This is a genomic window from Rhizobium sp. RSm-3, from assembly GCF_001854685.1.
Classification (GTDB): Bacteria; Pseudomonadota; Alphaproteobacteria; order Rhizobiales; family Rhizobiaceae; genus Rhizobium; species Rhizobium ecuadorense.
Genome location: NZ_MAWZ01000060.1, coordinates 1 through 26,119, shown reverse-complemented (window position 1 = coordinate 26,119; position 26,119 = coordinate 1). Strand labels below are relative to the sequence as shown.

Here is a 26,119-nt window from a genome sequence, read left to right as displayed (position 1 = left end):
AACCGCTGCCGATTTTGCCCGGAAATGCCCATTGGCAGGTTTCATCATGTCCGGTTCCGTCTCTCCGCTTGCCCCGAAATCCTTCGTCTCCATGCCGCCGCTGCGCGGCGTGCGCATGGCAACGGCTTCCGCCGGCATCAAGTACAAGAACCGCACCGACGTGCTGATGATGGTTTTCGACAAGCCGGCGGCCGTTGCGGGCGTCTTCACCCGCTCGAAATGCCCATCGGCGCCGGTCGATTTCTGCCGGGCCAACCTGCCGCATGGCAGTGCGCGTGCGGTGGTCGTCAACTCAGGCAATGCCAACGCTTTCACCGGCCTGAAGGGCCGCCAGGCGACCGCATTGACGGCGAAGTCGGCAGCATCAGCTGTCGGCTGCGGCGAAAACGAGGTCTACCTGGCCTCGACCGGCGTCATCGGCGAGCCGCTCGACGCCACCAAATTCGCCGGCGTGCTCGACCGGATGCACACCGAAGCCACCGGCGATTTCTGGTTCGAGGCCGCCAAGGCGATCATGACGACCGACACCTATCCGAAGGTTTCGACCCGCAGCGCCGAGATCGGCGGCGTTGCCGTGACGATCAACGGCATTGCCAAAGGCGCCGGCATGATCGCGCCCGATATGGCGACGATGCTGTCCTTCGTCGTCACCGATGCCGACATCGCGCCCGCCGCGCTGCAGGTGCTGCTGTCCGATGGCGTCGGCCCGACGTTCAATTCCATGACCGTCGACAGCGACACCTCTACATCCGACACGCTGATGCTGTTTGCGACTGGGGCTGCGGCCGAGGACGGCCAGGCCCGTATCGAACGCGCCGACGACCCGCGCCTTGCCGCCTTCCGCGCCGCGCTCAACGCGGTGCTGAAGGATCTGTCGCTGCAGGTGGTGCGCGACGGCGAGGGCGCCACCAAGATGCTCGAAATCACCGTGACGGGCGCCGAGAGCGATGCCGCCGCCAAGCGTATCGGGCTGTCGATCGCCAATTCGCCGCTGGTCAAGACGGCGGCCGCCGGCGAAGACGCCAATTGGGGCCGCATCGTCATGGCCGTCGGCAAATCCGGCGAGATGGCCGACCGCGACCGGCTCGCCATCTGGTTCGGCGACGTCAGGGTCGCCGTCAACGGCGAGCGTGATCCCGATTATTCGGAGGAAGCGGCCTCGAATGTCATGAAAGCCCAGGATATCCCCGTCAAAGTCGATATCGGCCTTGGCACCGGCACGGCAACCGTCTGGACCTGCGACCTCACCAAGGAATATGTTGCGATCAATGGCGACTATCGGAGCTGATCGTTCTTTGGTGCAGGCATCCATCTCTTCACAGAATCTGCCGCTGGTGCGCAGGCTGGAGGCCGTCGGCTTCCGTGCCTGGCCGGCGGCGTCGGTGCAATATGACGGCAGCTGGCAGGTGCGGCTGACGGCCGGCCACCCGTCCAACCGGCTGAATTCGATCGTGCCGCTCGATCCCTCGGATTATCGCGACGTCGAAATCCGCCTGGAAAAGGCGAGCCGGAAATTCGAGGCCTATGGCCGCGCCGCCGTGGTCCGCCAGACGCCGCTTGCCTCGCCGGTGTTGATCGATCTTCTCCGTGCGCAGAACTGGAAGCAATTCGACGAGACGGTGGTAATGACCTGCGATCTTGCCGAGGCCGAGCTGCCGGATACGCTCGACCATCTGCCGACCCATGATGTCGGCCGTTTCGTCGACGCCAATCTCGCCGTCGAGCGGGCGCCGCTCAGCTTGAAGCCGGCGCTTGCCGAAATCATTTCGGCGATCAAACCGCCGTCGGGTCTGTTCATGATCGAGAATGCGGCGGACGGGCCGCTGGCGACCGTGCTCTGCGTCCAGGACAATGACCTTGCCGGCATCATGTCGCTTTCGGTTTCCGAAACGCGGCGGCGCGAGGGGCTCGGCACCGAGATCCTGACCTCGGCGCTGCGCTGGGCGCGCATGCGCAGCGCCCGCTCGGCCTGGCTGCAGGTAAAGCTGTCCAACCGTCCGGCCATCGCACTCTATCAACGGCTCGGTTTTCGCGACGCCTATCACTATTGCTATTGGCAGCAGGAGCCGCGATGAGCGAGCCTCTCATACAGTGCAATGGCCGGAAGATATTGCTGGTGGCCGCCTGTGCGCTGATCGATGCCGACGGGCGTATCCTCCTGGCACAGCGTCCCGAGGGAAAGTCGCTGGCCGGATTGTGGGAATTTCCCGGCGGCAAGGTCGAGCCCGGCGAGACGCCTGAAGAAACGCTGGTGCGTGAACTCGAGGAAGAACTCGGCATCAAGACGAAGATCGCCTGCCTGGCGCCGCTGACCTTCGCCAGCCATTCCTACGAGACCTTCCACCTTTTGATGCCGCTTTATATCTGCCGGCGCTACGAGGGCATTCCGCAGGGCCGCGAGGGACAGGCGTTGAAATGGGTGCGTCCGCAGGCGCTGCGCGATTACCCGATGCCACCCGCCGACGAGCCGCTGATCCCGATGCTGCAGGATTTGCTTTAACAGGCTGGCGAAATCTGAATCCTGTTCTAAATTAAAGAGTTAGAGCATGATGTCATGAGAAAACCACCTACACTTTTCGGCATCATGCTTGGAACTCGCGGCCTGGATAGCCGCGAGTTTTGCCGCTCTTCTCACTGACCCCAGGTCATTTCGCCCTTGGCGACTTTCGCGCCCAGTGCCAGGGAAATCGGCATAGCGGCCTTGGGGTAGAGTTTCTTCATGGCTGCGATCAATGCCTTGGAGTCCGCGGCCTTGGCTGCTTCGGCGTCAAATGCGATCAGGTAATCGCGGGTGAAGCTGACGCTGGAAACATCCGTCGGCCACGTGGTCGTGCCGTGACCCGGTACGACGATCTTGGGCTTGCGGGCGAGGATGTCGTCAAGCGCCGCGCGCCAAGCCTTTCGTTCCTCGATTGTCGGAAGATCGGCTACCCAGGGATACATGCCGCCGAAGACCGCCACGCCGCCGAACACGGCATTGAGGGACGGAACCCAGATATAGCGACCGCGATCCTTGACACCCGGCGCGGTGACGATTTCGAGTTTCTCGCCATCGACGGACAGCGTGTCAATGTCGCTCGCTTCCGGGAAAATGAGATCGGAGACCGACTTCGGACCGTTGTCGCCCAGAACAGGCGACCATGCCTTGATCTTGCCTTCGGCCTTCTTCCGCATCAGCGCAACGGTGTCAGGAGCAGCGAGGATGCGAGCATCCGGAAAGGCCTGATGCACGGGCGCGAGGCCGAAATAGTAGTCGGGATCGTTGGTGGTGATATAGATCGTGGTCAGGTGCTTGCCGCTGGCCTTGATGGCATCGGCGACGACCTTGCCGTCCGAAAAACTGAAGCTCGAGTCAATGAGTACGGCTTCCGTCTTGCCGGTTACAAGGACCGGAGCGCGCAGGAAGCCCGCTTCGCCGGCCTTGAACGCCGTCCATGACAGGGTTGGCTTTTCCTGCTGCGCGACACCTGATGTAGCGAGGGGAAGCATGACAGCAACTGCTGCGGCGATCGTCTTGAGGGTGGTGCGTCTGTTGATCATTTTCTAATTCACGTGGTTGGGGGAGTCGATCCTACCCTGAAGGCGGAAGGGGCCGGCGGCAGCCGACACCCGAAGGGTGTCGACCACGCTGCAGTGAAGGATTCAGATTTGGAAGATCGGATTAATAGCCGACGGTGAAACGCTGCCTGACATGGGCCGGGGCTTCGATCTCGTCAACGAGGGCGACGGCGAAGTCCTCGAAGGAAATGCTGCTGCCGTTTTCGTTCGTCAGGAGTGCGTCCTTGCCGAGGCGGAAAGTGCCGGTCCGCTCGCCGGGTACGAATGCGGCCGACGGCGACAAGAAGGTCCAGTCGAGGTCGTTTTCAGCCTTCAGCTTATTCAGGTAGTCGACGCCGCCCTGCGCTTCAGATTTGTAGATCGCCGGGAATTCGGGCGTGTTCACGAGGAGGACGCCCGGAGCGATTTCGAGGCTGCCCGCCCCGCCCACCACATAGTAGCGACGAACGCCGGAGGCCTTGACGGCGCCAAGCAGCTTGTCCGGATCGCTGGCGGAGAAATGCACCGAGCTGATGACTGCATCATGCCCTTCCAGAATCCCCGCCAGAGCTTCCGGTGCCTCGATGTCGCCTGAGGCGGCGGTGATGTGCGGGAGAGATGCGACCTTGGAGGGATCTCGGGCAATCGCGGTGACGGTATGGCCGCGCGCTGACAATTCGGACAGGATGCGGGAGCCGGCCTGACCGGAAGCTCCGATAAGAGCGATTTTCATGCTATTACTCCTAGTGTTGGGATTGATGTTTCATGCGTCTGCACAGAGCTCGTCGAGCGCTGCGATGAGGTGAGCCGGACCGTGATACAGGGCCTCGCCGCTGAGGACGCGGGCCTCGCCTTCGATGAGGGCGACGAGCTGTGGGACCCCGCGAATGCCGAGGATGTTCATCTGACGTTGCGTATCTTCCATCCGCTCCAGCGTGCGCTCCTGAAGAGCGGAGTCGTTCCGGAGCCTTTCAGCGAAGGTCTCTGCAGTCAGTTCGATGTCATGCTCGGCAGCGACCTGGACGGCGATCGTCGCCACCTCCTGAATGTCGGACGTGTCGCGCCCCTTGAGATAGCGGGCGATTTGGATGACGTGCAAGAAACGAGGCTCGAGCATCGCATCATGTTCCCCAAGTGCGGTGAGCGCGCGCGTCGCAGGTCCCGAGTCGAAAACGCCGTTCGGTGCCAGTAGGACGTTCTGGAGATACTCTTCAGAGAAACGCTGCCCCGTGAGAGCCTGAATTCTCTGATCGTTGCGCCAGGCATGGTCTGATATCGAGGAGATCGGCCTGCCTCCGACGAACAAGCCGGAGGGAAACATCTTGAGTTGACCCGAGAAATTCTCGGCAAGACCGGCCAGCGCGGGGGCGCTTGCGTAGCACCAGCCGCAGAGGGGGTCGAAATAGTACTGAAGCTCGATGTCGGTTTTCATGTCACGTCCTTTTGTTAAGGCGAATATAATGTTGCAAAAATCGAAGATAAAGGCCAATATACGCCACAGAATGTTGCATGGATCGAGCAAATAAATGGATCGGGTGGTCGCGGCACAAGTCCTCCTAAAGACAGTCGAGCGAGGGAGCGCCTCCGCCGCGGCTGAAGAACTGGGCATGTCCAGGGCAATGGCATCGCGCTACATCGCCTCTATGGAAGACTGGTCCGGCACGCGGCTGCTTCACCGAACGACGCGGCAGCTCAGCTTGACGTCCGCCGGAGAACGCGTTCTCGAATTATGCCGGGAAATAGTGCGTGTCGCCGACGCAGTGACGGAAGTCGCAAGCCGCGCCGATACCCCTCACGGACTGCTCCGGGTGACGGCGCCAAGCATCCTGGCAGAGGCACAGCTTATCCCGCTCCTTTCAAAGTTTGCGGAGCTCTATCCGCGCATCAGGATCGATCTGCAGATTTCAGATCGCACCGTCGACCTCGTGCAAGACCGCATCGATGTGGCGATCCGGATCGCCAACCACCTGGACCCGTCGTTGATCGCAAAACGCCTGGGACAGTGCCCGTCGCGGCTCTATGCTTCGCCGCGCTATCTGACGGAGTATGGAATACCAACCAGACCAGAGGATCTGAACGCCCATAGGTGTCTCACCTACACACACCTTGGAGGGACAGAATGGACTCTGAAAAATCACGATGCACAGGTTGTCGTTCCCGTGCTGGGAGGCTTCCAAACCAATGACGCTCTTGCCCTGAAGTGCGCGGCGCTGTCCCATCTCGGCATCGCAATGCTGCCGCGGTTTGCCGCCGATCCGGAGGTTCAGACGAACAGGCTCGTGGTGGTCTTGCCCGATTGGGAGCCGAACACGCTCGGCATCCATGCACTCTATGTGTCCCGAAGGCACCTTCCAATGGCCGCTCGGGCGCTCATCGACTTCCTGGCGACGCGGCTACGGGACAAGTAGCAGAAATTCCGCCCGGGGCCATGAACCCCGGGCGCATGGTCAGCTATTTCGCCGCTTCGGCTGGCGCCTCAGTGTTGTCGAGGAGTGGGACAGGAGTGAAGCGTGTCTCCGGTGAGACATTCAGCTCGGTCATTACCCGGCGTCTCTCGCGGTTTACGACGAGGCGCACCGCATCGGCTCGGGAATAGTGCCCAGCAGGATCGGCCGCGGCCTTCGCAATGGCAATCATCGCCGGATCGAGATCGGCATAGAGGATCCCTTCCTCGTCGTCCCGCAGCGGATCGCACAGAGCCCTTCCGTCCGGACCGTAGATCATTGAATAACCGCCACCCGGCTTCGACGTGTGCGGATTGAGCAGATAGGCCTTCTGTTCCGTATCAGCCAGCACGTCAAACATTTCCTGGCTGATGACCGCGCAGGAAGCGAGCACGTAGGCACTTCCTTCCACGGCATAGAGCCGCATGGCAGCGGAATTCACTTCCGGGCCCAATGCATAGGCTAGATCGCGATAGAGGCAGAAGCTCGGCCAAGCGGCGACATGCACTTCTTCATGTTGCGCATACATGGCCATCTTGACGAGGGGCTGGATATGCTCCCAGCAGTTCAAAGCGCCGAGCCGTCCGAATGCGGCGTCGACGACTGCGAGATCGGAGCCATCGCCTTCGCCAAAGACGGTGCGTTCGACGTGAGTGGGCTTGAGCTTGCGACGGACGAGTAGAAGATCTCCGTTTTCGCCGATGATTGCTTGGGACATGTAGCGACTTCCGCCGTCGCGCTCGGAAAAGCCCATGACCATGGTGATCTCGTGCTTCTGGGCGATCCTTTGCAGCCTGCGCATCTGCGGCGAATCAACCGCCATGCTATTCTCATGATAACGCGGTATAAACGGGATGGCCTCGATCGGAGCACCGAGCCAGATGAACAGAGGATAGCCCGGCAGCCAGGTTTCCGGGAATGCGATCAGCTTCGCGCCGTTGGCCGCAGCCTCGGCAACCAGTCTTTCCGCCTTGTCGATTGATGCCTCGAGATCGAGGAATACTGGCGCGGCCTGCACCGCCGCCGCTTTGATGGGTTTCATGTCGTAACCTCCAGAGTGCTCAGTCCAAACTATCGAACACCGCGACCCGACCGGTTCAGCCGGTTTTCGCGCGTGACTTTTCGAGGCGCCCGTGGCTGCCAGCTATTCGTGCAAGGCATGATTTCGTTGCCGGATGCCTCCGACAGCCAAGTGTCCCCTCCGGCTCTCCCCCTTTCTTATCGAGGAGGCTTTAGAGACGGACGTGGAAGCGACAATGACCCTCCGGCCGTTGCGCGGCTAGGACTGACGCGCCATAGTGTGCAGACTGGGGCGACAGAGTTTAGAGAAACGACGGTGGGAACTGGATCCGCGGAAATGCTTGGCACGTGGCGCGACCAACTCTGGTCGAACTATGTGCGACTGGAAAGCCGTTCGGACTCATCTGAATTTTACGGTTCGGTGGCGCAGATCGTTCCCGGGTCGCCACGCTTCACGCTTGTAAATTCGACGGCGCAGATCACGGAGCGAACGCCGGCCTTGGTTCGAAGTGACCGTAGCGAATATTTGCTTTTGTCTTTCATGCGCGTTGGGCGTTGGTATCTGGAGCAGGACGATCGCAGGACGGAGCTCCTTCCCGGCCAGTTCACGGTTTATGATTCGACCCGCCCATATCGCCTTCATGCCGATGGCCCGTTCGAACAAATGGTCTTCCGCATGCCCCGCGCGCTGATGGAATGCAGGATGCCGCGGCTATCGCAAATGACGGCGCGAGCATACGATTCAGGCAGCGGACCCGGCGCGCTCGTGGCCGGCTTTGTAAACCTGCTGGCCGGGCACGCTCAATCTCTTTCGTCTGATGCCGTGGAGAGCTTCGAGATGGCAGGCGCCGATTTGATCGCAACTGCATTGGCCCTTCTTGGCGAGGGTAACGACGCTCGGTCTTCGCCTACATTCGAGCGCATCGTGGCCAATCTGGCAAATCAGGTATTGGACGATGGCTTCGACTTCGCGGCATACGCACGGCAGCAAGGCATGTCGCTCAGGACCCTGCAGCGCTTGTTCCACGAGAATGGCACGACGCCGCGAGCTTGGTTGCTGCAGAGGCGCCTGGATCACATAGCCTCACAGCTGCGTTCCCCGGCCTTTGCTCGGCGATCCATTACCGAAATCGCGCTCACTTCGGGATTTAACGATCTAACCTATTTCAACCGCATGTTTCGTGTCAGATTTTCGGCCACCCCGAGTGAATGGCGGCGCAGTACGGGACGCGACAAGTCATAAGCAGGCACCAATACGGTCTACCGCTTTTGCAAAGGAGTAAGTGCGAACTTGTGCAGTCTAAAGCGCTTTGCGATCATCCAGATTCGCTACTCGCGCTATGGGTCTTTATTTTTGCGTATGCCGTTCAACGGAAACCATTGCATCCGATGATATGTATTAGCATTACCTGATTATTATCACGCCGCAGCGTTTTCGGCTGTGGATATTAATGGATCGTTTAACACCTTCTGCCAAAGATCGGCCTCAATCAAGCATCTGGCGTGCGTGTATTAAAAGGCTTGACGTCATGGACGATGATTTCTGGAAAGCTGTCCGGGAAAAGGAACGGGTTTCGTCTGCCTCGCGCAGGACGGGTGCGCTCAATATCGCCCTTCTGTTCGGCACAGCAGTGGTCGCCCTGACGCTTATCCTGACGCCGATGCTTGCGGATTCCTCGAAGAAGAGCGTCTTTGCCAGCGCGCCGGCGGAATTCGATACGATGACGACGGGATCGATCCCGAAGAGCGAAAGCGGCAAGCGTTATACGATCCGCCGCAGCGTCCTCCAGGATACGCCCGGCTCGGTCTGCGTCGTCCAGGGCTACGGCGTCGGCGCCGGTTGCTGAAAAATGCCGGCCATCGCCCGATGGCCGTGGAATGCTCGTTTGCTGTCGGTTCGCGCTAAGGGTTGGGGTAATGCGTCTTTTGAAAGCATTTCTTGCAGATAACACAGGTGCGACGGCCATCGAGTATGGCCTGATCGCTGCTCTGATCGGTGGCGCAATCGTCTCCGCTCTCGGAATTTTCAGCGGCAAATTGCAGGAAATCTTCAACGTGGTCGGCAACAATATGACCGTGAATTGACGAAGCAGCCGGCCATTACTGCCTGAGCTTGTGCTCGTCCACCTTCAGCGCATCGGCAAGGCGTGCCTTGGCCGAACCCGGCCTGAGCGGCTTTTGCTGGCTCTCGTGCGGTGCCCATCCCGAGACATAGACGATCGAGAAAGTCGCGCGGATGCGGCCATCGGGATCAGAATAGCGCTCGGCATAGATCTCTGCTGCGCGCAGGAAGAAGGCGCGCGTCAGCGGCACCCGGCCGCGGGCGGCAAGCGGATTGCTCATGCCCATGGCTCTCAGATCCCGCATCAGCGGAAAGAGCGAATCATAGCGTACCGTGTAGTTTTCCGCGTCGATCACCGGCAGCGTGAAGCCGGCGCGCTGCATCAGACTGCCGATATCGCGCACGTCGGCAAAGGGAATGACGCGCGGGCTTGCGCCGCCGGTCATCTCGACCTCGGCGGCCAGCAGCACGTCGCGCAGTTCCTGTAGGGTTCCGGCGCCGGGGATCGCGGCCAGGAACAGGCCGTCCGGCTTCAGAGCGCGGCGGATCTGGATGAAAACACCCGGCGTGTCGTTGGTCAGATGCAGGCTGAGCGGCGCAAGGATGAGATTGGCCGATTGCGGTTCGAGCGGCACGTCCTCGAGCGGCGCCTCGATCACTGTTTCGCCTGGGCCGGCATAGGCTTTTTCGCTCTCGACGCGGATCATCGTGCCGACCTTGCCCGTTGCCAGCGCGGCACGGCCGGCGGCCCCAGTCGCGCCATGCAGTTCGACGGCGGTCTCGAAGATCCGCTCGACCACAGCAAGCCTCTCGGCCATTTCCTCGGCGGCGATGTCGAGCAGGAAGGCGGCTTTCGGGTCGTTATTGGCAAGCGCGCGATGGCGATGCGCGGCGATCAGGGTTTTGTCGAAGATCGTTTCCATGACGATGTCCTTAGTCCCGCGCCGTAATAGCAGCAAGGCGATTTTCCTTTGGAGGAGAACAGGCTAGTCTCCACGCCATGGGGCCGATCGATGGCGAAACACGAGTGGAGTTCTTGCGGGCGCAGCTCTTGCGGCCATTTTCGGCGCTCGCCGATTTCCTTTATCCGCCCACCTGTTCCGTCTGCGGCATTTCCACCGGCGGTCATCGCGGGCTCTGCGCAAAATGCTGGTCCGGCATCCGTTTCATCGAACGGCCCTATTGCGAAGTGCTCGGCAGTCCCTTCTCGCACGATCTCGGCGCCGGCATCCTCAGCGCCGAGGCGATCGCCAACCCGCCGCCCTTCGACCGGCTGCGCTCGGCTGCGACCCATGATCACGCAGTTCGCGATCTCGTGCATGGGCTGAAATATCGCGATCGCACCGATCTGGCACCGATGATGGCTGCCTGGATGCTGCGCGCTGCCGACGGGACGGTCGAAAGCTGCGATGCGCTGATCCCGGTGCCGCTGCACCGCACCCGCATGCTGACGCGCAAATTCAACCAGGCAGCAGAGCTCGCGCGGCACACGGCAAAGCTCTCCGGCAAACCGCTGCTTGCCGCCACGCTTGTGCGCGTCAAGCACACCAGCCAGCAGGTCGGCCTTGGCGCGAAGGCGCGCGAGGACAATGTCAGGGGCGCATTCGCGATTGCCAAGGGTTGCGAAAACGACATTTTCGGCAAGCGCATCGTCCTTATCGACGACGTCTATACGACAGGGGCGACGGTCGCCGCGGCAAGCCGAACGCTGCGCAAGGCAGGTGCGGCCGAGATAACGGTTTTGACCTTTGCAAGGGCTCTCTCCGAGCCTATATGACAGAAATACCCCGGCATCGGTCTGGAGAGATTATGGTACCCGTCACCATCTATACACGGCAGTTCTGCGGCTATTGCACCCGCGCCAAGTCCCTTCTCGAAGAAAAGGGTGTCGACTACGTCGAGCATGATGCGACATATTCACCGGACCTTCGCCAGGAAATGATCGGCAAGTCGAAGGGCCGTACCACCTTCCCGCAGATCTTCATCGGTGCCGATCATGTCGGCGGCTGCGACGATCTCTTCGCGCTCGATCGGGCCGGCAAGCTCGATCCGATGCTGGCGGCCTGAGGACGAACCGATGAGCTTCAAGGCCGCCGCCGTCCAGATGTGCTCCGGGGTCGATCCGGTGAAGAATGCCGCCGCCATGGCGCGGCTGGTGCGCGAGGCCGCCGCCCAGGGTGCCACCTATGTGCAGACGCCCGAGATGACCGGCATGCTGCAGCGCGACCGGGCCGCGGCGCGCGCCGTGCTTGCGGACGAGGCGCATGACATCATCGTCAGGACCGGCTCCGAGCTTGCCAGGGAATTCGCCATCCACATGCATGTCGGCTCGACGGCGATCGCGCTTTCCGACGGCAAGATCGCCAATCGCGGTTTCCTGTTCGGGCCCGACGGCAAGATCCTCAACCGCTACGACAAGATCCATATGTTCGACGTCGACCTCGACAATGGCGAGAGCTGGCGTGAAAGTGCCGCCTATACGGCCGGCTCGGAGGCGCGCGTCCTGTCGCTGCCCTTTGCCGAAATGGGCTTTGCGATCTGCTACGATGTGCGTTTTCCGGCGCTCTTCCGCGCCCAGGCGATTGCCGGCGCCGAGGTGATGACGGTCCCCGCCGCCTTCACCAAACAGACCGGCGAGGCGCATTGGGAGATATTGCTCAGGGCGCGCGCGATCGAGAACGGCGTCTTCGTCATCGCCGCCGCGCAGGCCGGCCGGCATGAGGACGGGCGGCACGAGGACGGCCGGGAGACCTTCGGCCATTCGATGATCGTCGATCCCTGGGGCACGGTGCTGGCATCGGCCGGCGCCACTGGCGAGGCGGTCATCGTTGCCGAGATCGATCCCGCCGCCGTCAAGGCCGCGCATGACAAGATCCCGAACCTCAGGAACGGCCGGGAATTCTCGGTCGAGAAGATTGCGGGGGCAGTCGCAGGAGGCGTCGCCGCTTGATCCGCTATTCCCTCACTTGCGACAATGCCCATGAATTCGAAGGCTGGTTTTCCGAAAGCGCCGATTTCGATCGCCAGGTCGCGACCGGTTTCCTGACCTGTCCGGTCTGTCATTCCGCTGCTGTCTCCAAGCTCCTGATGGCGCCTTCGGTATCGACGGCGCGCAAGAAAGACGAGAGGCAGACCCTGGCGATGGATGCCATGCGCCAGGAGGCACTGCAAAAGCTCAAGCAAGCGGTCGCCGCGGTCAAGGCCAATTCCGAGGATGTCGGCGCGCAGTTTCCCGAGGAAGCCCGCAAGATCCATTATGGCGAGGCGGATGCCCGCGGCATTATCGGCCAGGCGACGGTCGACGAGGCGCAGGCGCTGCTCGAAGAGGGCATCGAAATCGCCGCCATTCCGGTGCTGCCCGAGGATGTGAATTAAGATTTCAACTCATCCGTCGCAGGATGCGGGCGTAATCGCGCGCACCATGGAGGATCACCTGCACGGTCGAATCCTCAATTCGATCCAAGATTAGATAGTTTCCGAAAAGACGCCTGCGAACCCCTGTCAGTCGTGGCAACCGAAGTTCGACAAAGGCATGCGGCATGTCTGCAATCTCCACACATGCGGAGTGCAACTCGTCCATGAATGCCAAAGCGCGTGCGGATTTTGTTCAAGAATGTACCGACGATTGTGAGCAGATCGGCGCGGGCAGCTCGGGAAAAGCAACCTTCATCGAGCGCGGAGCTTGTCCAGACCAAGTTCCGCGTAGACACTATCGAACGCCTCGTCGAGGGACATGAGTTGTCCCGCTTCCAGATCGTCGATGCCCTTTTGTAACTCGTCTTCCAGTTCGTGAACGCGTCGATCATTATCGTAGCGCTCGCGGAGCACACTCTCGATATAGTCGCTGCTCGATTTATAGGCGCCGCGGGCGACCTCGTCGCGCACATATTCTTCGAGACGAGGCTCGAGGGTAACGGTAACTTTTGCGGCTTCGCCCATCGGTTTTCCCTTCGGATGACCGGATCACCTTATCACAATTTTCCAGGCGCAAGGACGTTGCTCTACACCCCGCGCTTGGCCAGCAGCATATAGTTGACGTCCATATCCTTGGACAGGTTCCACTGGTTCGACAGTGGATTGAAGAAGACGCCGGTGCGGTCGGTGATCTCGAGGCCGCTTGCCGCCAATGGCTTTTCCAACTCTTCCGGGCGCACCAGTTTTTCATACTGGTGGGTGCCGCGCGGCAGCCAGCGTAAGATGTTCTCGGCGGCAAAGATGGCAAGCGCTGCCGCCTTCATCGTGCGGTTGATGGTGGCGACGAAAATCAGGCCGCCGGGGCGGACCATTTTTGCGCAGGTGGTCATGAAGAACTCGACATCGGCGACGTGTTCGACCACTTCCATGTTCAGGACGATGTCGAAGGTTTCGCCGGAGTCCGCCAGCTCCTCGGCGGTGACGGCGCGGTAGTCGACCGAAACGCCGGAGGCCTTGGCGTGGGTCGAGGCGATGCCGATATTCTTTTCGGACGGATCGGCGCCGGTGACGGAAGCGCCCATGCGGGCGACGGGTTCGGACAACAGACCGCCGCCGCAGCCGATATCGAGGACGCGCAGACCTTCCAGCGGGCGCGCGCTCTTCGGATCGCGGCCGAAATTCTCGCAGGCCTTGTCTCTTATATAGGCGAGGCGGACGGGATTGAACTTGTGCAGCGGCCGGAATTTGCCGGTCGGGCTCCACCATTCCGCCGCCATCGCCGAGAAGCGGTCCACTTCGCCCTGGTCGATCGTGCTTCTGGCGCCTTCCGTCATCGTCCACTCCTTGCGTTCCTGACACGTGAAGTCGGATGATCGGGGGCATAAGTCAAGGGGCGCAGACCAGAGGACCGATGAGGGCGGAGCCGCTCGCCAATCGCTTTTATCGCGCGCGCTTGCCTCCCCCCGCCAAACTCGCTAAGAGACGCCGCAACTTGGGGCCTTGGGGACCCGGGCTTTTAGAGCGGTTCCAGAAATCGGGAGCCGGCTCTTCGGCCAAGCGCTCCGCTCCAGAGCTTTCGTGATGCCGGGTCCGGTTTTCCGCTTTCCCGGCGCCAGTCGTGGTAGAGGCATATGGCACGCATCGTAATGAAATTCGGCGGCACGTCCGTCGCTGACCTGGACCGCATCAAGAATGTCGCCCGCCATGTGAAACGCGAAGTCGATGCCGGCCACGAGGTGGCGGTCGTCGTCTCGGCCATGTCCGGCAAGACCAATGAACTGGTCGGCTGGGTGCAGGGCATGCCGAAGGTGATAGGCGCCAATTCGCCGTTTTACGATGCGCGGGAATATGACGCGGTGGTCGCCTCCGGCGAGCAGGTCACCTCGGGGCTGTTGGCGATCGCCTTGCAGGCGATGGATATCAATGCGCGCTCCTGGCAGGGTTGGCAGATCCCGATCCGCACCGACAATGCGCACGGCGCGGCGCGGATATTGGAGATCGACGGTTCCGACATCGTCAAGCGGATGGGCGAGGGCCAGGTTGCCGTCATCGCCGGCTTCCAGGGACTGGGACCGGACAACCGTCTCGCGACGCTCGGACGCGGCGGATCGGATACTTCGGCCGTCGCGATCGCGGCAGCTGTCAAGGCGGATCGCTGCGATATCTATACCGATGTCGACGGCGTCTACACGACCGATCCGCGCATCGTGCCGAAGGCGCGCAGATTGAAAAAGATCGCCTTTGAGGAAATGCTCGAAATGGCCTCGCTCGGCGCCAAGGTGCTGCAGGTGCGCTCGGTCGAGCTGGCCATGGTGCACAAGGTGCGCACCTTCGTGCGCTCGTCTTTCGAAGATCCCGATGCTCCGGGCATGGGCGATCTGCTAAACCCGCCCGGAACGCTGATTTGTGACGAGGATGAAATCGTGGAACAGGAAGTAGTCACCGGCATCGCCTATGCCAAGGATGAGGCTCAGATCTCGCTTCGCCGTCTTGCCGACCGGCCGGGCGTTTCCGCGGCGATCTTCGGACCGCTCGCCGAATCCCATATCAATGTCGACATGATCGTCCAGAATATCTCCGAGGACGGGTCGAAGACCGACATGACCTTCACCGTGCCGTCGGGCGACGTCGAGAAGGCGATCAAGGTGCTCGGCGACCATAAGGAGAAGATCGGCTACGACGTCGTGCAAAACGAATCGGGGCTGGTGAAAGTCTCGGTCATCGGCATCGGCATGCGCAGCCACGCCGGCGTTGCCGCTACCGCATTTCGTGCACTTGCCGAAAAAGGCATCAACATCAAGGCGATCACCACCTCCGAGATCAAGATTTCCATCCTGATCGACGGTCCTTATGCAGAACTCGCTGTCAGGACTTTGCATTCCTGCTACGGTCTGGATAAGAATTGATTCCCAGTGGGCGGCCTGCCCCTTCAGGTTGAGGAGACGAGGGCCGGCCCGCCGGGACTGAGTGCGTTGTTTCGGGAGCTTGAGACGCCATGAGAGACCTTTCCGGCGGTCCGCGCGTGCTGCTCAGGCGGCTGCGCGAGTTGATGGCGGAGCCGCTGGAGCCGCAGGATCGTCTTGACCGGATCGTCCGCCAGATCGCCGGCAACATGGTGGCCGAGGTCTGCTCCGTTTACGTGCTGCGCGCCGACGGCGTGCTCGAACTCTTTGCGACCGAAGGCCTCAACCGCGAGGCCGTGCATCTGGCGCAACTGAAGATGGGGCAGGGCCTGGTCGGCACGATCGCCGCTTCGGCCCAGCCGCTGAACCTTTCCGATGCGCAGTCGCATCCTGCCTTCCGCTACCTGCCGGAAACGGGTGAAGAAATCTACCATTCCTTCCTCGGCGTGCCGATCCTCCGGACCGGGCGTTCGCTTGGCGTTCTCGTCGTGCAGAACAAGGCGAGCCGCAACTATCGCGAAGAAGAGGTGGAAGCGCTCGAGACGACGGCGATGGTGCTGGCCGAGATGATCGCCACCGGCGAGCTGAAGAAGATCACCAAGCCGGGCCTCGAACTCGACCTGACGCGGTCGGTGACCGTCGACGGCGACACCTATAATGACGGCATCGGCCTCGGTTACGTCGTGCTGCACGAGCCGCGCATCGTCGTCACCAATCTGCTCAACGAAGATGCCGAGAAGGAAATCCGGCGGCTCGCCGAAGCCATGGGCTCGCTGAGGATCTCGATTGACGACATGCTGTCGCGCCGCGACGTGTCGATGGAGGGCGAACACCGCGAGGTGCTCGAAACCTATCGCATGTTTGCGCATGACCAGGGCTGGGTGCGCAAGCTCGAGGAGGCGATCCGCAACGGCCTGACGGCGGAAGCGGCGGTCGAGAAGGTGCAGAGCGACACCAAGGCGCGGATGATGCGGTTGACCGACCCTTATCTGCGCGAACGCATGCATGATTTCGAGGATCTGGCGAACCGGCTGCTCAGACAATTGACCGGGTATACCGGGCGGACGACCGCCGAAGGTTTCCCCAACGACGCGGTCATCCTGGCGCGCGCCATGGGGGCTGCCGAGCTGCTCGACTATCCGCGTGCCAATGTGCGCGGGCTGGTGCTGGAAGAAGGCGCGGTGACGAGCCATGTGGTGATCGTCGCGCGCGCCATGGGTATTCCTGTTATCGGCCAGGCAGCCGGTGTGGTGGCGCTCGCCGAGAACGGCGATGCCGTGATCATCGATGCCGACGAGGGGCATGTGCATCTCAGGCCGATGGCCGATCATCGGCGTTCCTACGAGGAAAAGGTTCGCTTCCGCGCCAGGCGGCAGGAACAGTTCCGGGCGCTGCGCGCCGTCGAGCCGGTGACCAAGGATGGGCAGCGGATCGCGCTGATGATGAATGCGGGCTTGCTGGTCGACCTGCCGCAGCTTTCGGAATCGGGTGCCGAGGGTATCGGCCTGTTCCGCACCGAACTGCAGTTCATGATCGCCTCCACCATGCCGAAGGCGGAAGAGCAGGAGCAGTTCTATCGCAATGTGATAAAACAGGCGGCGGGCCGTACCGTCACCTTCCGCACACTCGATATCGGCGGCGACAAGGTCGTGCCGTATTTCCGCGGCCATGAGGAAGAAAATCCCGCACTCGGCTGGCGCGCCATCCGGCTGTCGCTCGACCGGCCGGGACTGCTGCGCACCCAGCTGCGCGCCCTCTTGAAGGCATCGGCCGATACCGAGCTGAAGCTGATGGTGCCGATGGTGACCGAGGTTTCCGAGCTGAAGATCGTGCGCGAGCTGCTGCAGAAGGAAGTGCAGCATCTCTCGCGCTTCGGCCACGGGCTGCCGCGCAAGCTGCAATTCGGCGCCATGCTGGAGGTGCCTGCACTGCTCTGGCAGCTCGATGAACTGATGGAGGCGGTCGATTTCGTTTCGGTCGGTTCGAACGACCTCTTCCAGTTCTCGATGGCGGTCGATCGCGGCAATGCGCGGGTCTCAGACCGCTTCGACCCGCTCGGCAAACCGTTTTTGCGCATCCTGCGCGATATCGTGCGCGGGGCGGACCGAAACAAGACGCCGGTGACGCTTTGCGGCGAACTCGCCAGCAAACCCATCTCGGCGATGGCGCTGCTCGGTATCGGTTTCCGTTCGATCTCGATGTCGCCGGCCTCGATCGGACCGGTGAAGGCGATGCTGCTCGGGCTCGATGTCGGGGCGCTGGCAACGGCGATGAACGAGGTGCTGGACGATGTCCACGCCATGGTGCCGATGCGCGAGGTGCTTGCCCGCTTCGCCGAGAGCCACAATATTCCCCTTTAGGCAGACGTTAAGAAGAATCGGAGTGAAGGGTGGCGAAGCTTCCCGTTGAAAAGATGCGCGAGCTGGAACGCCGTTTCGGCGAGATCGAGGCGCGCATGTCGGCCGGCCCGGCCGCCGACGTCTATGTGAAGCTCGCGTCCGAATATTCCGAGCTGCAGCCTGTCGTGACCAAGATCCGCGCCTATGAGAAGGCGAACGCCGAGCTTGCCGATCTCGAAACGCTGCTCGAGGACAAGTCGGTCGACCGCGAGATGCGCGACCTCGCCGAGCTGGAACTGCCCGAGGTGAAAGAACAGATCGAGGCGCTCGAGCAGGAGATGCAGATCCTGCTTCTGCCGAAGGACGCAGCGGATGAAAAGAGCGCGATCCTCGAAATTCGCGCCGGCACGGGCGGATCGGAAGCTGCCCTTTTTGCCGGCGACCTCTTTCGCATGTATGAGCGTTTCGCGGCGGAGAAAGGCTGGAAGGTGGAGGTGCTCTCGGCAAGCGAGGGCGAAGCCGGCGGCTACAAGGAAATTATCGCGACGATCACCGGCAGGGGGGTCTTTGCCAAGCTGAAGTTCGAATCCGGCGTGCATCGCGTGCAGCGTGTGCCTGAGACCGAGGCGGGCGGGCGCATCCATACGTCGGCCGCGACGGTGGCTGTGCTGCCGGAGGCCGAGGAGATCGACATCGAGATCCGGCCGGAGGATATCCGCATCGATACGATGCGCTCTTCGGGTGCCGGCGGCCAGCACGTCAATACGACGGACTCGGCGGTGCGTATCACGCATCTGCCGAGCGGCATCGTCGTCACCAGCTCGGAAAAATCGCAGCACCAGAACCGCGCCAAGGCGATGCAGGTGCTGCGCTCCAGGCTCTACGACGCCGAGCGGCAGAGGGCCGACAGCGAGCGCTCGGCCGACCGCAAGAGCCAGGTCGGTTCCGGCGACCGCTCGGAACGCATCCGCACCTATAATTTCCCGCAGGGGCGCATCACCGATCATCGCATCAATCTGACGCTCTACAAGCTCGACCGGATGATGGAAGGCGAGATCGAGGAAGTGGTGGATGCGCTGATGGCCGATTATCAGGCAAGCCAGCTGGCGCAGCTCGGCGAACAGCAATGAGCCCGACGGTCGCCGATACGCTTGCCGAAGCGCGCCGCCGCTTCACCGAAGCTGGTATCGTCGATCCGGCGACCGATGCGCGGCTGCTTGTCGCGGGCCTGCTCAAGTTATCGCCGACCGAGCTGTTGACACGATCGGCCGAGAGGCTTTCGCCTGAGCAGGCCGAGATGGTGTCCAAGGCGCTCGAGCGGCGGCTTGGCCATGAGCCGGTGCATCGCATTCTCGGCGAGCGGGAGTTCTACGGTCTGCCGCTTCGGCTGTCGACGGAAACGCTGGAGCCGCGGCCGGATACGGAAATCCTGGTCGATACGGTGCTTGCGTGTCTCAAGGACCTTGCAAAGGCGCAAGGCCATCTCCATATCCTTGACATGGGAACCGGGACCGGGGCGATATGCCTTGCGCTTTTGAGCGAATGTCCTGATGCGTCGGGTGTCGGCAGTGACATATCGGCGGATGCACTTCACACGGCAAGATCGAATGCAGAAAGCAACGGGTTGCAGGATCGTTTTCAGGCTGTACAGTCGAGATGGTTCGAGAGCATCCAGGGTTCGTTTCACGCGATTGTCTCAAATCCGCCCTATATTGCTTCCAATGTCATTCACGATCTCGCTCCCGAAGTGACGAAATTTGATCCGGTCGCGGCACTGGATGGCGGTCCGGATGGGCTTGACGCCTACCGCGCCATCGCCAAGGATGCGGCAAGGTTCATGAGGCCCGATGGGGTCGTCGGGCTGGAAATCGGTTACGATCAGCGGAACGATGTGACGGCGATCTTTGAAGCGAAAGGCTTCAAGTGCCTCAAATCCGTAAAAGATTATGGTCAGAACGATAGGGTGCTCGTGTTCGCGCTCGCGTGACAGGCGATAATTGCTGCATTGAACGGGACATTATTGTTATTGCGAAGAAAAGGCTTGGATTTCCCAGGGAAGCAATATAGGTTGCGGACACGTGTTGGGCAGATAGGAATGAACGAGATTCGTTCGGTACTTGGTTTGCCTCGGGGGTCCGCTCTTTTAAACGAGAGTTTCAACGGTTGAACACGACCCAACGCGTGAATCAGTCAAACTGACTTGAGAACCAAGCGGCAGGTCGGCGCACAGGCGCAGTATGCTCGCGGCACAAAGGTCCTGACCCGGTTTTCCGGTCATGGCGGTTGGTGCCATGTATCCATCACAAACAGAGAATTCAGGTGAACGATCTATGAGGCCAGGACAGCAGAACAAGCGCGGTCGAGGGCGTGGTAACAACAATAATAACAACGGCGGCGGTGGAAATAACAATAACAACAATTTCAACCGCAAGGGCGGCAATCCGCTGACCCGGACCTATGACAGCTCCGGCCCCGATGTGAAGATTCGCGGGACTGCCCAGCATATCGCCGAAAAATACGCGCAACTCGCCCGCGACGCCCAGAGCTCCGGCGACCGCGTGATTGCCGAGAACTATCTCCAGCACGCCGAACATTACAATCGTATCATCGCCAGCGCCCAGGCGCAGATGCAGGAACGCTTCCAGCGCGACGATCGCGGCGAATACAATGACGCCGCAGACCGCGACGGCGACGAGATCGATAACAACGACAATGACGGTGATGATGTCGTCGTCGTCCAGCCGCCGCAGAACAGGCAGCATCAGCCGCGGCCGCGACCTGAGTCGCAGCCCCAGCCTCAGCCGGCTCCTGCCCCGGCGCCGGTGGCGCCCCAGGCCGAGGTCATCGATGGAACCGGCCCGCAGCCGGAGATCGAAGGCATTCCGGCCGAGGTCGCCATGGACGAGGAAGGCTCCGCCGGCCAGCCGCGCGAGCGCCAGCCCCGCCGCCGCAGCACCGGCAGCCGTCCCCGCCGCCCGCGTCGCGGCGCCGAGGGCGAAGCCGCAGCTGATGGCGAGGGTGCCTCCGGCGAGGCGCCGGTGCTGGCCGACGCCGCATCGGAATGAGGATTTCGCGTCTCCTTTCGGGGGAAGCGTGAGGCTCATGCCATCTGTTAGAATTGCAATGAAAATCCCCGGCCTCGCGCCGGGGATTTTCGTTTTATCGGCTCTTTAAACTCGCAGAACAGGCTACCATATTCTCCTCGAATGCTTCGCCCAAATCAGAGATGGGCCAGGCGCGGCCTGCCTTTTCAGGGGGTCGATCTCAATCATCGGTCTGCGCCTCGTCAGGGCAGGGCGATCCATGGAGGTAGAATATGAATATCGAGAAATATTCCGAGCGGGTGCGCGGCTTCATCCAGTCGGCGCAGACCTATGCGCTGGCGCAGGGTCACCAGCAATTTTCGCCCGAACATGTGCTGAAAGTCCTGCTCGACGACGACCAGGGCATGGCGGCGTCGTTGATCGAGCGCGCCGGCGGCGATGCCAAGGCTGCGCGCCTCGCCAATGATGCGGCGCTGGCCAAACTGCCGAAAATATCCGGCGGCAACGGCAACATCTATCTGGCGCAACCGCTCGCCAAGGTGCTTTCAACAGCCGAAGAGGCGGCGAAGAAGGCCGGCGACAGCTTCGTCACCGTCGAGCGCCTGCTGCAGGCGCTGGCAATCGAATCCTCGGCCTCGACCTTTTCGACGCTGAAGAATTCAGGTGTGACGGCTCAGGGCCTGAACCAGGTGATCAATGACATCCGCAAGGGCCGGACGGCGGATTCGTCCAATGCCGAGCAGGGTTTCGATTCGCTGAAGAAGTTCGCCCGCGATCTCACCGCCGAAGCCCGCGAGGGCAAGCTCGACCCGGTGATCGGCCGCGACGACGAGATCCGCCGCACCATTCAAGTGCTTTCGCGCCGCACCAAGAACAATCCGGTGCTGATCGGCGAGCCGGGCGTCGGCAAGACGGCAATCGTCGAGGGCCTGGCGCTGCGCATCGTCAATGGTGATGTGCCGGAATCGCTGAAGGACAAGAAGCTGATGGCGCTCGACATGGGCGCGCTGATTGCCGGTGCGAAATACCGCGGCGAATTCGAGGAGCGGCTGAAGGCCGTGCTCAACGAGGTCCAGGCCGAAAACGGCGAGATCATCCTGTTCATCGATGAGATGCACACGCTGGTCGGCGCCGGCAAGGCCGACGGGGCGATGGACGCCTCCAATCTGTTGAAGCCCGCCCTTGCCCGCGGCGAGCTGCATTGCGTCGGCGCGACCACGCTCGACGAATATCGCAAACACGTCGAGAAGGATCCGGCGCTTGCCCGTCGATTCCAGCCTGTCGTCGTCGACGAGCCGACGGTCGAAGACACCATTTCGATCCTGCGCGGCCTCAAGGAAAAATACGAGCAGCATCACAAGGTGCGCATCGCCGATGCGGCGCTGGTGGCGGCGGCGACGCTTTCCAACCGCTATATCACCGACCGTTTCCTTCCCGACAAGGCGATCGACCTGATGGACGAGGCGGCTGCGCGGCTGCGCATGCAGGTGGATTCCAAGCCTGAGGAACTCGACGAACTCGATCGCCGCATCATCCAGCTGAAAATCGAGCGCGAGGCGCTGAAGAAGGAAACCGACGTCGCTTCGGCCGACCGGCTGAAGCGACTGGAAACCGAACTCACCGGCCTCGAAGAGGAGGCCGATGCGCTGACGGCCCGCTGGCAGGCGGAAAAGCAGAAGCTCGGCCTTGCCGCCGATCTCAAGAAGCAGCTCGACGATGCCCGCAACGAACTGGCGATCGCCCAGCGAAAGGGTGAATTCCAGCGCGCCGGCGAGCTGACCTATGGCGTCATCCCGGATCTGGAAAAGCAACTGGTCGACGCCGAAAAGCAGGATGGCGAACGCGGCGCGATGGTGCAGGAGGTGGTGATCCCCGACAACATTGCCCATGTCGTTTCCCGCTGGACCGGTATTCCGGTCGACAGGATGCTGGAGGGCGAGCGCGACAAGCTGCTGCGGATGGAAGACGAGCTGGCGAAATCGGTGATCGGCCAGGGTGATGCGGTTCAGGCCGTGTCGCGGGCGGTGCGGCGCGCGCGCGCCGGCCTGCAGGATCCGAACCGGCCGATCGGCTCGTTCATCTTCCTCGGCCCGACCGGCGTCGGCAAGACGGAGCTCACCAAGGCGCTCGCCCGCTTCCTCTTCGACGATGAAACGGCGATGGTGCGCATGGACATGTCGGAATATATGGAGAAACACTCCGTTGCCCGGCTGATCGGCGCGCCTCCCGGCTATGTCGGTTATGATGAAGGCGGAGCGCTGACGGAAGCCGTGCGCCGCCGGCCTTATCAGGTCGTGCTGTTCGACGAGATCGAAAAGGCACATCCCGACGTCTTCAACATCCTGCTGCAGGTGCTGGACGACGGACGCCTGACTGATGGTCAGGGCCGGACGGTCGATTTCCGCAACACCATGATCATCATGACCTCGAACCTCGGCGCCGAATATCTGACGCAGCTCAAGGACGGCGACGACAGCGATACGGTTCGCGATCAGGTGATGGAGGTCGTGCGCGGGCATTTCCGGCCGGAATTCCTGAACCGCATCGATGAGATCATCCTCTTCCATCGCCTGAAGCGCGAGGAGATGGGCGCGATCGTCGATATCCAGCTTAAGCGGCTGGTGGCGCTGCTCTCCGAGCGCAAGATCGTCATCGATCTCGACGAGGAAGCCCGCCATTGGCTGGCGAACAAGGGTTACGATCCGGTCTATGGCGCAAGGCCGCTGAAGCGGGTGATCCAGAAATTCGTGCAGGATCCACTCGCCGAGCAGATCCTGTCCGGCCAGGTGCCGGACGGATCGACAGTGAAGGTGACGAGCGGTTCGGACCGGCTGCAGTTCAGGACGCGGCAGACGGTGAACGAGGCGGCATAGCCTGACTTGCCGGAAGAATGAGAAATGGCGGTTTCGGCCGCCATTTTTTGTCGACCGGCGAGACGACGCGAGGCTTGATGATTACTTGCTCGCGACCTGATCCGAGGCCTGGTTGTTCAGCAGCGTATCGATGCGCTTGCGCTCGTCCTCGAATTTCGCCAGCGCCTCGCCCTGCAGCGACTTGCCGCCTGGCAGGCGGATGCGCAAGGGATCGACCTTGGTGCCGTTGACGATCAGCTCGTAATGCAGATGCGGTCCGGTGGACTCGCCCGTCGTGCCGACCCAGCCGATCACCTGGCCCTGGCGGATCTTGGCGCCGGGGACGACGCCCTTGGCGATGGCGCTCTGGTGATTATAGGAGGATTCATAGCCGTTGGCATGGCGGACGATCGTCTGGTTGCCGTAACCGCCGGAATCCCAGCCGGCTTTTTCCACAGTGCCGTTGCCGGCGGCAATAATTGCGGTGCCGCGGGGTGCTGCCCAATCGACACCGGTGTGCATGCGGGCGAAACCGAGGATCGGGTGACGGCGCATGCCGAAGCCCGATTTAAAGATGCCGTTCGGGACGGGGTTGCGCAGCAGGAACTGGCGAATGCTCTTGCCGTTCTCGTCGAAATAATCGACCGTGCCGTCGTCCGGATCCTGGAAGCGGTAGAAGCGCGTCTGCGTGTCGCCGAAGCGGGCGTTGACGTAGAGCAGTTCGGAATCCTCGGTCGCCTGACCGGCGCTGTCGGCGACGGAGAAGAAGGCTTCGAGATTGTCGGTCGGTCGCAACTGCGCCTGGAAATCGACATTGCTGGCAAGCAGCTTGATGATCAGCGCCGTCATATCCTTGGTCATGCCGTAGGAAAGGGCGGCGCGATAGATGCCGTCATAGACGCGCGGCAGGTTCTGGCCGGGCGGCGGCGCGAAGGAATTGTCATCGAAGGCGGTGGCGATGGCATCCAGCATCGGTGGCTCGCTGCCGGGCACGTATCTGCCCTTGTCGTCGACGGCCACGGTGACGAGATGGCGCGTGCCGCGATAGACGCTGGCCCGGATGATTTTTGCCTGTTCGCCCTTCTGGATGATGCCGATGCGCAGCACGTCGCCCTTGTCGAGATCGGTGGAACCCAGTTGCTGCGAGATAAAGCCGGCAATGCCATCGGCATATTGCTGCGGATAGCCTGAATCCGTCAGTGCCTTGGCGATCGGCGTATCGGCGCGGACGGGCAGGATATCGTCGGCGAATTCCTCGGTCTGCGGCGTGATCGATTCCGATGCGGAGACAGTCATGTTCTGTTCGAGCACGCGGGCGGAGAGGCCGGCTGTCAGGTCGACATCGGCATCCTCGTTGGAGAAACGGCGCGGATCGACGTAATAGAGAGCTGCAAGCTGGGTGTTGCCGTCCGTCAGCACCGAGCCGTTGGAGCGTACGTTCTCTTCGACTTCCTCGAGCGACAGGCCGGACGCCATCTTCATGCTGGTCTTGCCGGTCGGGAAGGAAATAGTCTTCAGGCTGACTTCGGATTCGACATCGGAGCCGTAGAGCGCGCCGGTGCGGCTTTGCGGGGCGGGCTGCGGCTCGTCGGCGGAAAAGATCGCCAGGGGATCGAAGTCGGGATAGTCTTCGGTGGCCACATGGTTGGCGGCCAGCGTCATCTTCACATGCGCGAAGGGCTGGCGGCGCACAACTTCCTTTTCGCCGTCGTGGACGACGGTCGAAACTTCCATGATGGCCCGGTCGGACGGTTTTGCGGCGATGGCGGGTGCAATCAGCCTTCCGCCGCGCACCACAGTCGTATCCTCGTGCGCGTCTGCGGCAGCACTCGCATAGGCCTCGGCCGGAATTGCCAGTTGCTGGCGGCCGTCAAGGGCGGCAAACAGCGCGACGCCCATCAGAACCGAGGATGTAATGCCGGTGAGGAACGTACCCGAGAGCCAGCGCAGAGACACTTCGCGGCGGTCGGGCGCACGCCTGCCGTCGGCCAGAAGCGGAGGCTCGTTGCCCAACGAGCGGATCATCATTTTCTCCGTCATCATGGCAGTCGGGTCCGCGTCCTTACATCAGGCGTCTCTGGAAGCATTGCTCGGCCATCCTGGCTGGGGCGAAAGATGTGCATATTTTGGGCATGGAAGTCAAATCGCTCAGGGAAAGGCCGTCTGCCTGCATCTGCCTGTATGAATCATGTGTCCCTTAAGACCAGCAGATTGTGATGATGTCGGGGCGTGGAGAGACGAAAGAGCGTTCTTCCCCCGAAAAGTCGAAAGAGGTTCATTTTCCGGGCCATGACAGGCGGGTCGGAATCCGGGAAACGAACCCATTTCGACGCCATCTAAAAATTATCATGTAAAAACAATAACATGTAAGAAAGATCAGTTTTTTCGAAATGGCCTGTTGACTGCTCGGGAGGGTTAGTTCTATAAGCCCACTCACTGAACGAGGGCGGCGGCGCTGCTGGCGACGAAGTCTTTCGTTCTCAAGAAACTCAAGCGGATTGGCG

General features: G+C 61.6%; 26 protein-coding genes. 17 read left to right on the top strand and 9 right to left on the bottom strand.

From position 1 onward, the window contains the following. Nucleotides 1-46 precede the first annotated feature (46 nt). From argJ to mutT, 3 genes are read left to right on the top strand one after another with little or no spacing between them, the layout of a single operon-like run. A complete protein-coding gene (gene argJ / locus BBJ66_RS31570) occupies nt 47-1,288 on the top strand; it encodes a bifunctional glutamate N-acetyltransferase/amino-acid acetyltransferase ArgJ (RefSeq protein ID WP_049732800.1) in 1,242 nt (413 codons plus the stop codon). Continuing rightward, nucleotides 1,269-2,075 carry a GNAT family N-acetyltransferase gene (locus BBJ66_RS31565; protein WP_071093137.1) on the top strand — a complete coding sequence of 269 codons (807 nt, stop codon included), beginning with the start codon at nt 1,269-1,271 and terminating at the stop codon, nt 2,073-2,075. Before argJ ends, BBJ66_RS31565 begins: the two co-directional genes overlap by 20 nt. Then, nucleotides 2,072-2,500 (top strand): 8-oxo-dGTP diphosphatase MutT, encoded by a 429-nt coding sequence (gene mutT / locus BBJ66_RS31560; protein ID WP_003590017.1) that lies wholly within the window; start codon nt 2,072-2,074, stop codon nt 2,498-2,500. Before BBJ66_RS31565 ends, mutT begins: the two co-directional genes overlap by 4 nt. A 131-nt stretch (nt 2,501-2,631) precedes the next feature. Here mutT and BBJ66_RS31555 read toward each other — a convergent pair whose 3' ends face one another. The 3 genes from BBJ66_RS31555 to BBJ66_RS31545 form a co-directional block, all read right to left on the bottom strand. Beyond that, a complete protein-coding gene (locus BBJ66_RS31555; RefSeq protein ID WP_071093136.1) occupies nt 2,632-3,540 on the bottom strand; it encodes an MBL fold metallo-hydrolase in 909 nt (302 codons plus the stop codon). Nucleotides 3,541-3,661: 121 nt separating this feature from the next. Beyond that, nucleotides 3,662-4,270 carry an NAD(P)-dependent oxidoreductase gene (locus tag BBJ66_RS31550; protein ID WP_071093134.1) on the bottom strand — a complete coding sequence of 203 codons (609 nt, stop codon included), beginning with the start codon at nt 4,268-4,270 and terminating at the stop codon, nt 3,662-3,664. A gap of 30 nt (nt 4,271-4,300) precedes the next feature. Beyond that, on the bottom strand, nt 4,301-4,969 hold the full coding sequence (locus BBJ66_RS31545) for a DsbA family protein (protein WP_071093403.1): 669 nt from the start codon (nt 4,967-4,969) through the stop codon (nt 4,301-4,303). A 175-nt stretch (nt 4,970-5,144) separates the two neighbouring features. Here BBJ66_RS31545 and BBJ66_RS31540 point away from each other — a divergent pair, with 175 nt between their 5' ends. Next, on the top strand, nt 5,145-5,945 hold the full coding sequence (locus BBJ66_RS31540; protein WP_244511795.1) for a LysR family transcriptional regulator: 801 nt from the start codon (nt 5,145-5,147) through the stop codon (nt 5,943-5,945). Nucleotides 5,946-5,988: 43 nt separating this feature from the next. On the opposite strand, the gene BBJ66_RS31535 is transcribed toward BBJ66_RS31540, so the two are convergent. After that, entirely contained in the window at nt 5,989-7,023 is a 1,035-nt protein-coding gene (locus BBJ66_RS31535) for a carbon-nitrogen hydrolase family protein (protein ID WP_083335676.1), read from the bottom strand. A gap of 315 nt (nt 7,024-7,338) precedes the next feature. On the opposite strand from BBJ66_RS31535, the gene BBJ66_RS31530 reads away from it, so the two are divergent. The 3 genes from BBJ66_RS31530 (at nt 7,339) to BBJ66_RS31520 (ending at nt 9,086) form a co-directional block, all read left to right on the top strand. Beyond that, on the top strand, nt 7,339-8,244 hold the full coding sequence (locus tag BBJ66_RS31530) for a helix-turn-helix domain-containing protein (RefSeq protein ID WP_161492687.1): 906 nt from the start codon (nt 7,339-7,341) through the stop codon (nt 8,242-8,244). 286 nt (nt 8,245-8,530) lie between these two features. Continuing rightward, on the top strand, nt 8,531-8,848 hold the full coding sequence (locus BBJ66_RS31525; RefSeq protein WP_003582564.1) for a hypothetical protein: 318 nt from the start codon (nt 8,531-8,533) through the stop codon (nt 8,846-8,848). 70 nt (nt 8,849-8,918) lie between these two features. Beyond that, entirely contained in the window at nt 8,919-9,086 is a 168-nt protein-coding gene (locus BBJ66_RS31520; protein ID WP_049732782.1) for a Flp family type IVb pilin, read from the top strand. A gap of 15 nt (nt 9,087-9,101) precedes the next feature. Here BBJ66_RS31520 and BBJ66_RS31515 read toward each other — a convergent pair whose 3' ends face one another. After that, a complete protein-coding gene (locus tag BBJ66_RS31515; RefSeq protein ID WP_071093130.1) occupies nt 9,102-9,986 on the bottom strand; it encodes a methyltransferase domain-containing protein in 885 nt (294 codons plus the stop codon). 77 nt (nt 9,987-10,063) lie between these two features. Between BBJ66_RS31515 and BBJ66_RS31510 the strand changes: the two genes are divergently transcribed. The 4 genes from BBJ66_RS31510 to BBJ66_RS31495 are packed head-to-tail and all read left to right on the top strand — an operon-like array spanning nt 10,064 to nt 12,438. After that, on the top strand, nt 10,064-10,840 hold the full coding sequence (locus BBJ66_RS31510; RefSeq protein WP_071093127.1) for a ComF family protein: 777 nt from the start codon (nt 10,064-10,066) through the stop codon (nt 10,838-10,840). A 32-nt stretch (nt 10,841-10,872) separates the two neighbouring features. Then, nucleotides 10,873-11,130: a glutaredoxin 3 gene (grxC, locus tag BBJ66_RS31505; protein ID WP_049732785.1), complete on the top strand. Its 258-nt coding sequence runs from the start codon at nt 10,873-10,875 to the stop codon at nt 11,128-11,130. A gap of 10 nt (nt 11,131-11,140) precedes the next feature. Continuing rightward, nucleotides 11,141-12,013 (top strand): carbon-nitrogen hydrolase family protein, encoded by an 873-nt coding sequence (locus tag BBJ66_RS31500; protein WP_071093125.1) that lies wholly within the window; start codon nt 11,141-11,143, stop codon nt 12,011-12,013. Beyond that, the gene (locus tag BBJ66_RS31495) at nt 12,010-12,438 is read left to right on the top strand and encodes a DUF1178 family protein (protein ID WP_049732787.1); all 429 of its coding nucleotides are present in this window, start codon (nt 12,010-12,012) and stop codon (nt 12,436-12,438) included. Before BBJ66_RS31500 ends, BBJ66_RS31495 begins: the two co-directional genes overlap by 4 nt. A 4-nt stretch (nt 12,439-12,442) precedes the next feature. On the opposite strand, the gene BBJ66_RS35580 is transcribed toward BBJ66_RS31495, so the two are convergent. The 3 genes from BBJ66_RS35580 to ubiG all read right to left on the bottom strand — a co-directional run bounded on the left by BBJ66_RS35580 (nt 12,443) and on the right by ubiG (nt 13,811). After that, entirely contained in the window at nt 12,443-12,604 is a 162-nt protein-coding gene (locus BBJ66_RS35580; RefSeq protein WP_244511793.1) for a hypothetical protein, read from the bottom strand. Between the two features lie 125 nt (nt 12,605-12,729). Beyond that, complete coding sequence (locus tag BBJ66_RS31490; RefSeq protein ID WP_049732788.1) at nt 12,730-13,002, bottom strand: type II toxin-antitoxin system ParD family antitoxin; 273 nt, start codon at nt 13,000-13,002, stop codon at nt 12,730-12,732. A 62-nt stretch (nt 13,003-13,064) separates the two neighbouring features. Beyond that, complete coding sequence (ubiG, locus tag BBJ66_RS31485) at nt 13,065-13,811, bottom strand: bifunctional 2-polyprenyl-6-hydroxyphenol methylase/3-demethylubiquinol 3-O-methyltransferase UbiG (RefSeq protein ID WP_071093123.1); 747 nt, start codon at nt 13,809-13,811, stop codon at nt 13,065-13,067. Nucleotides 13,812-14,108: 297 nt separating this feature from the next. Between ubiG and BBJ66_RS31480 the strand changes: the two genes are divergently transcribed. The 6 genes from BBJ66_RS31480 to clpB all read left to right on the top strand — a co-directional run bounded on the left by BBJ66_RS31480 (nt 14,109) and on the right by clpB (nt 23,636). Continuing rightward, the gene (locus tag BBJ66_RS31480; protein ID WP_049732790.1) at nt 14,109-15,383 is read left to right on the top strand and encodes an aspartate kinase; all 1,275 of its coding nucleotides are present in this window, start codon (nt 14,109-14,111) and stop codon (nt 15,381-15,383) included. A gap of 89 nt (nt 15,384-15,472) precedes the next feature. Continuing rightward, nucleotides 15,473-17,740 carry a phosphoenolpyruvate--protein phosphotransferase gene (ptsP, locus tag BBJ66_RS31475; RefSeq protein WP_071093121.1) on the top strand — a complete coding sequence of 756 codons (2,268 nt, stop codon included), beginning with the start codon at nt 15,473-15,475 and terminating at the stop codon, nt 17,738-17,740. 29 nt (nt 17,741-17,769) lie between these two features. Beyond that, the gene (gene prfA / locus BBJ66_RS31470) at nt 17,770-18,849 is read left to right on the top strand and encodes a peptide chain release factor 1 (protein WP_049732792.1); all 1,080 of its coding nucleotides are present in this window, start codon (nt 17,770-17,772) and stop codon (nt 18,847-18,849) included. Continuing rightward, on the top strand, nt 18,846-19,706 hold the full coding sequence (gene prmC, locus BBJ66_RS31465; RefSeq protein ID WP_049732793.1) for a peptide chain release factor N(5)-glutamine methyltransferase: 861 nt from the start codon (nt 18,846-18,848) through the stop codon (nt 19,704-19,706). The genes prfA and prmC overlap by 4 nt, the downstream gene beginning before the upstream one ends. A gap of 343 nt (nt 19,707-20,049) precedes the next feature. After that, nucleotides 20,050-20,784 carry a DUF4167 domain-containing protein gene (locus tag BBJ66_RS31460; protein ID WP_049732794.1) on the top strand — a complete coding sequence of 245 codons (735 nt, stop codon included), beginning with the start codon at nt 20,050-20,052 and terminating at the stop codon, nt 20,782-20,784. A 251-nt stretch (nt 20,785-21,035) separates the two neighbouring features. Further along, a complete protein-coding gene (clpB, locus tag BBJ66_RS31455; RefSeq protein WP_071093119.1) occupies nt 21,036-23,636 on the top strand; it encodes an ATP-dependent chaperone ClpB in 2,601 nt (866 codons plus the stop codon). A gap of 81 nt (nt 23,637-23,717) precedes the next feature. On the opposite strand, the gene BBJ66_RS31450 is transcribed toward clpB, so the two are convergent. Continuing rightward, the gene (locus tag BBJ66_RS31450; RefSeq protein ID WP_049732796.1) at nt 23,718-25,658 is read right to left on the bottom strand and encodes a M23 family metallopeptidase; all 1,941 of its coding nucleotides are present in this window, start codon (nt 25,656-25,658) and stop codon (nt 23,718-23,720) included. Nucleotides 25,659-26,119: the final 461 nt, after the last annotated feature.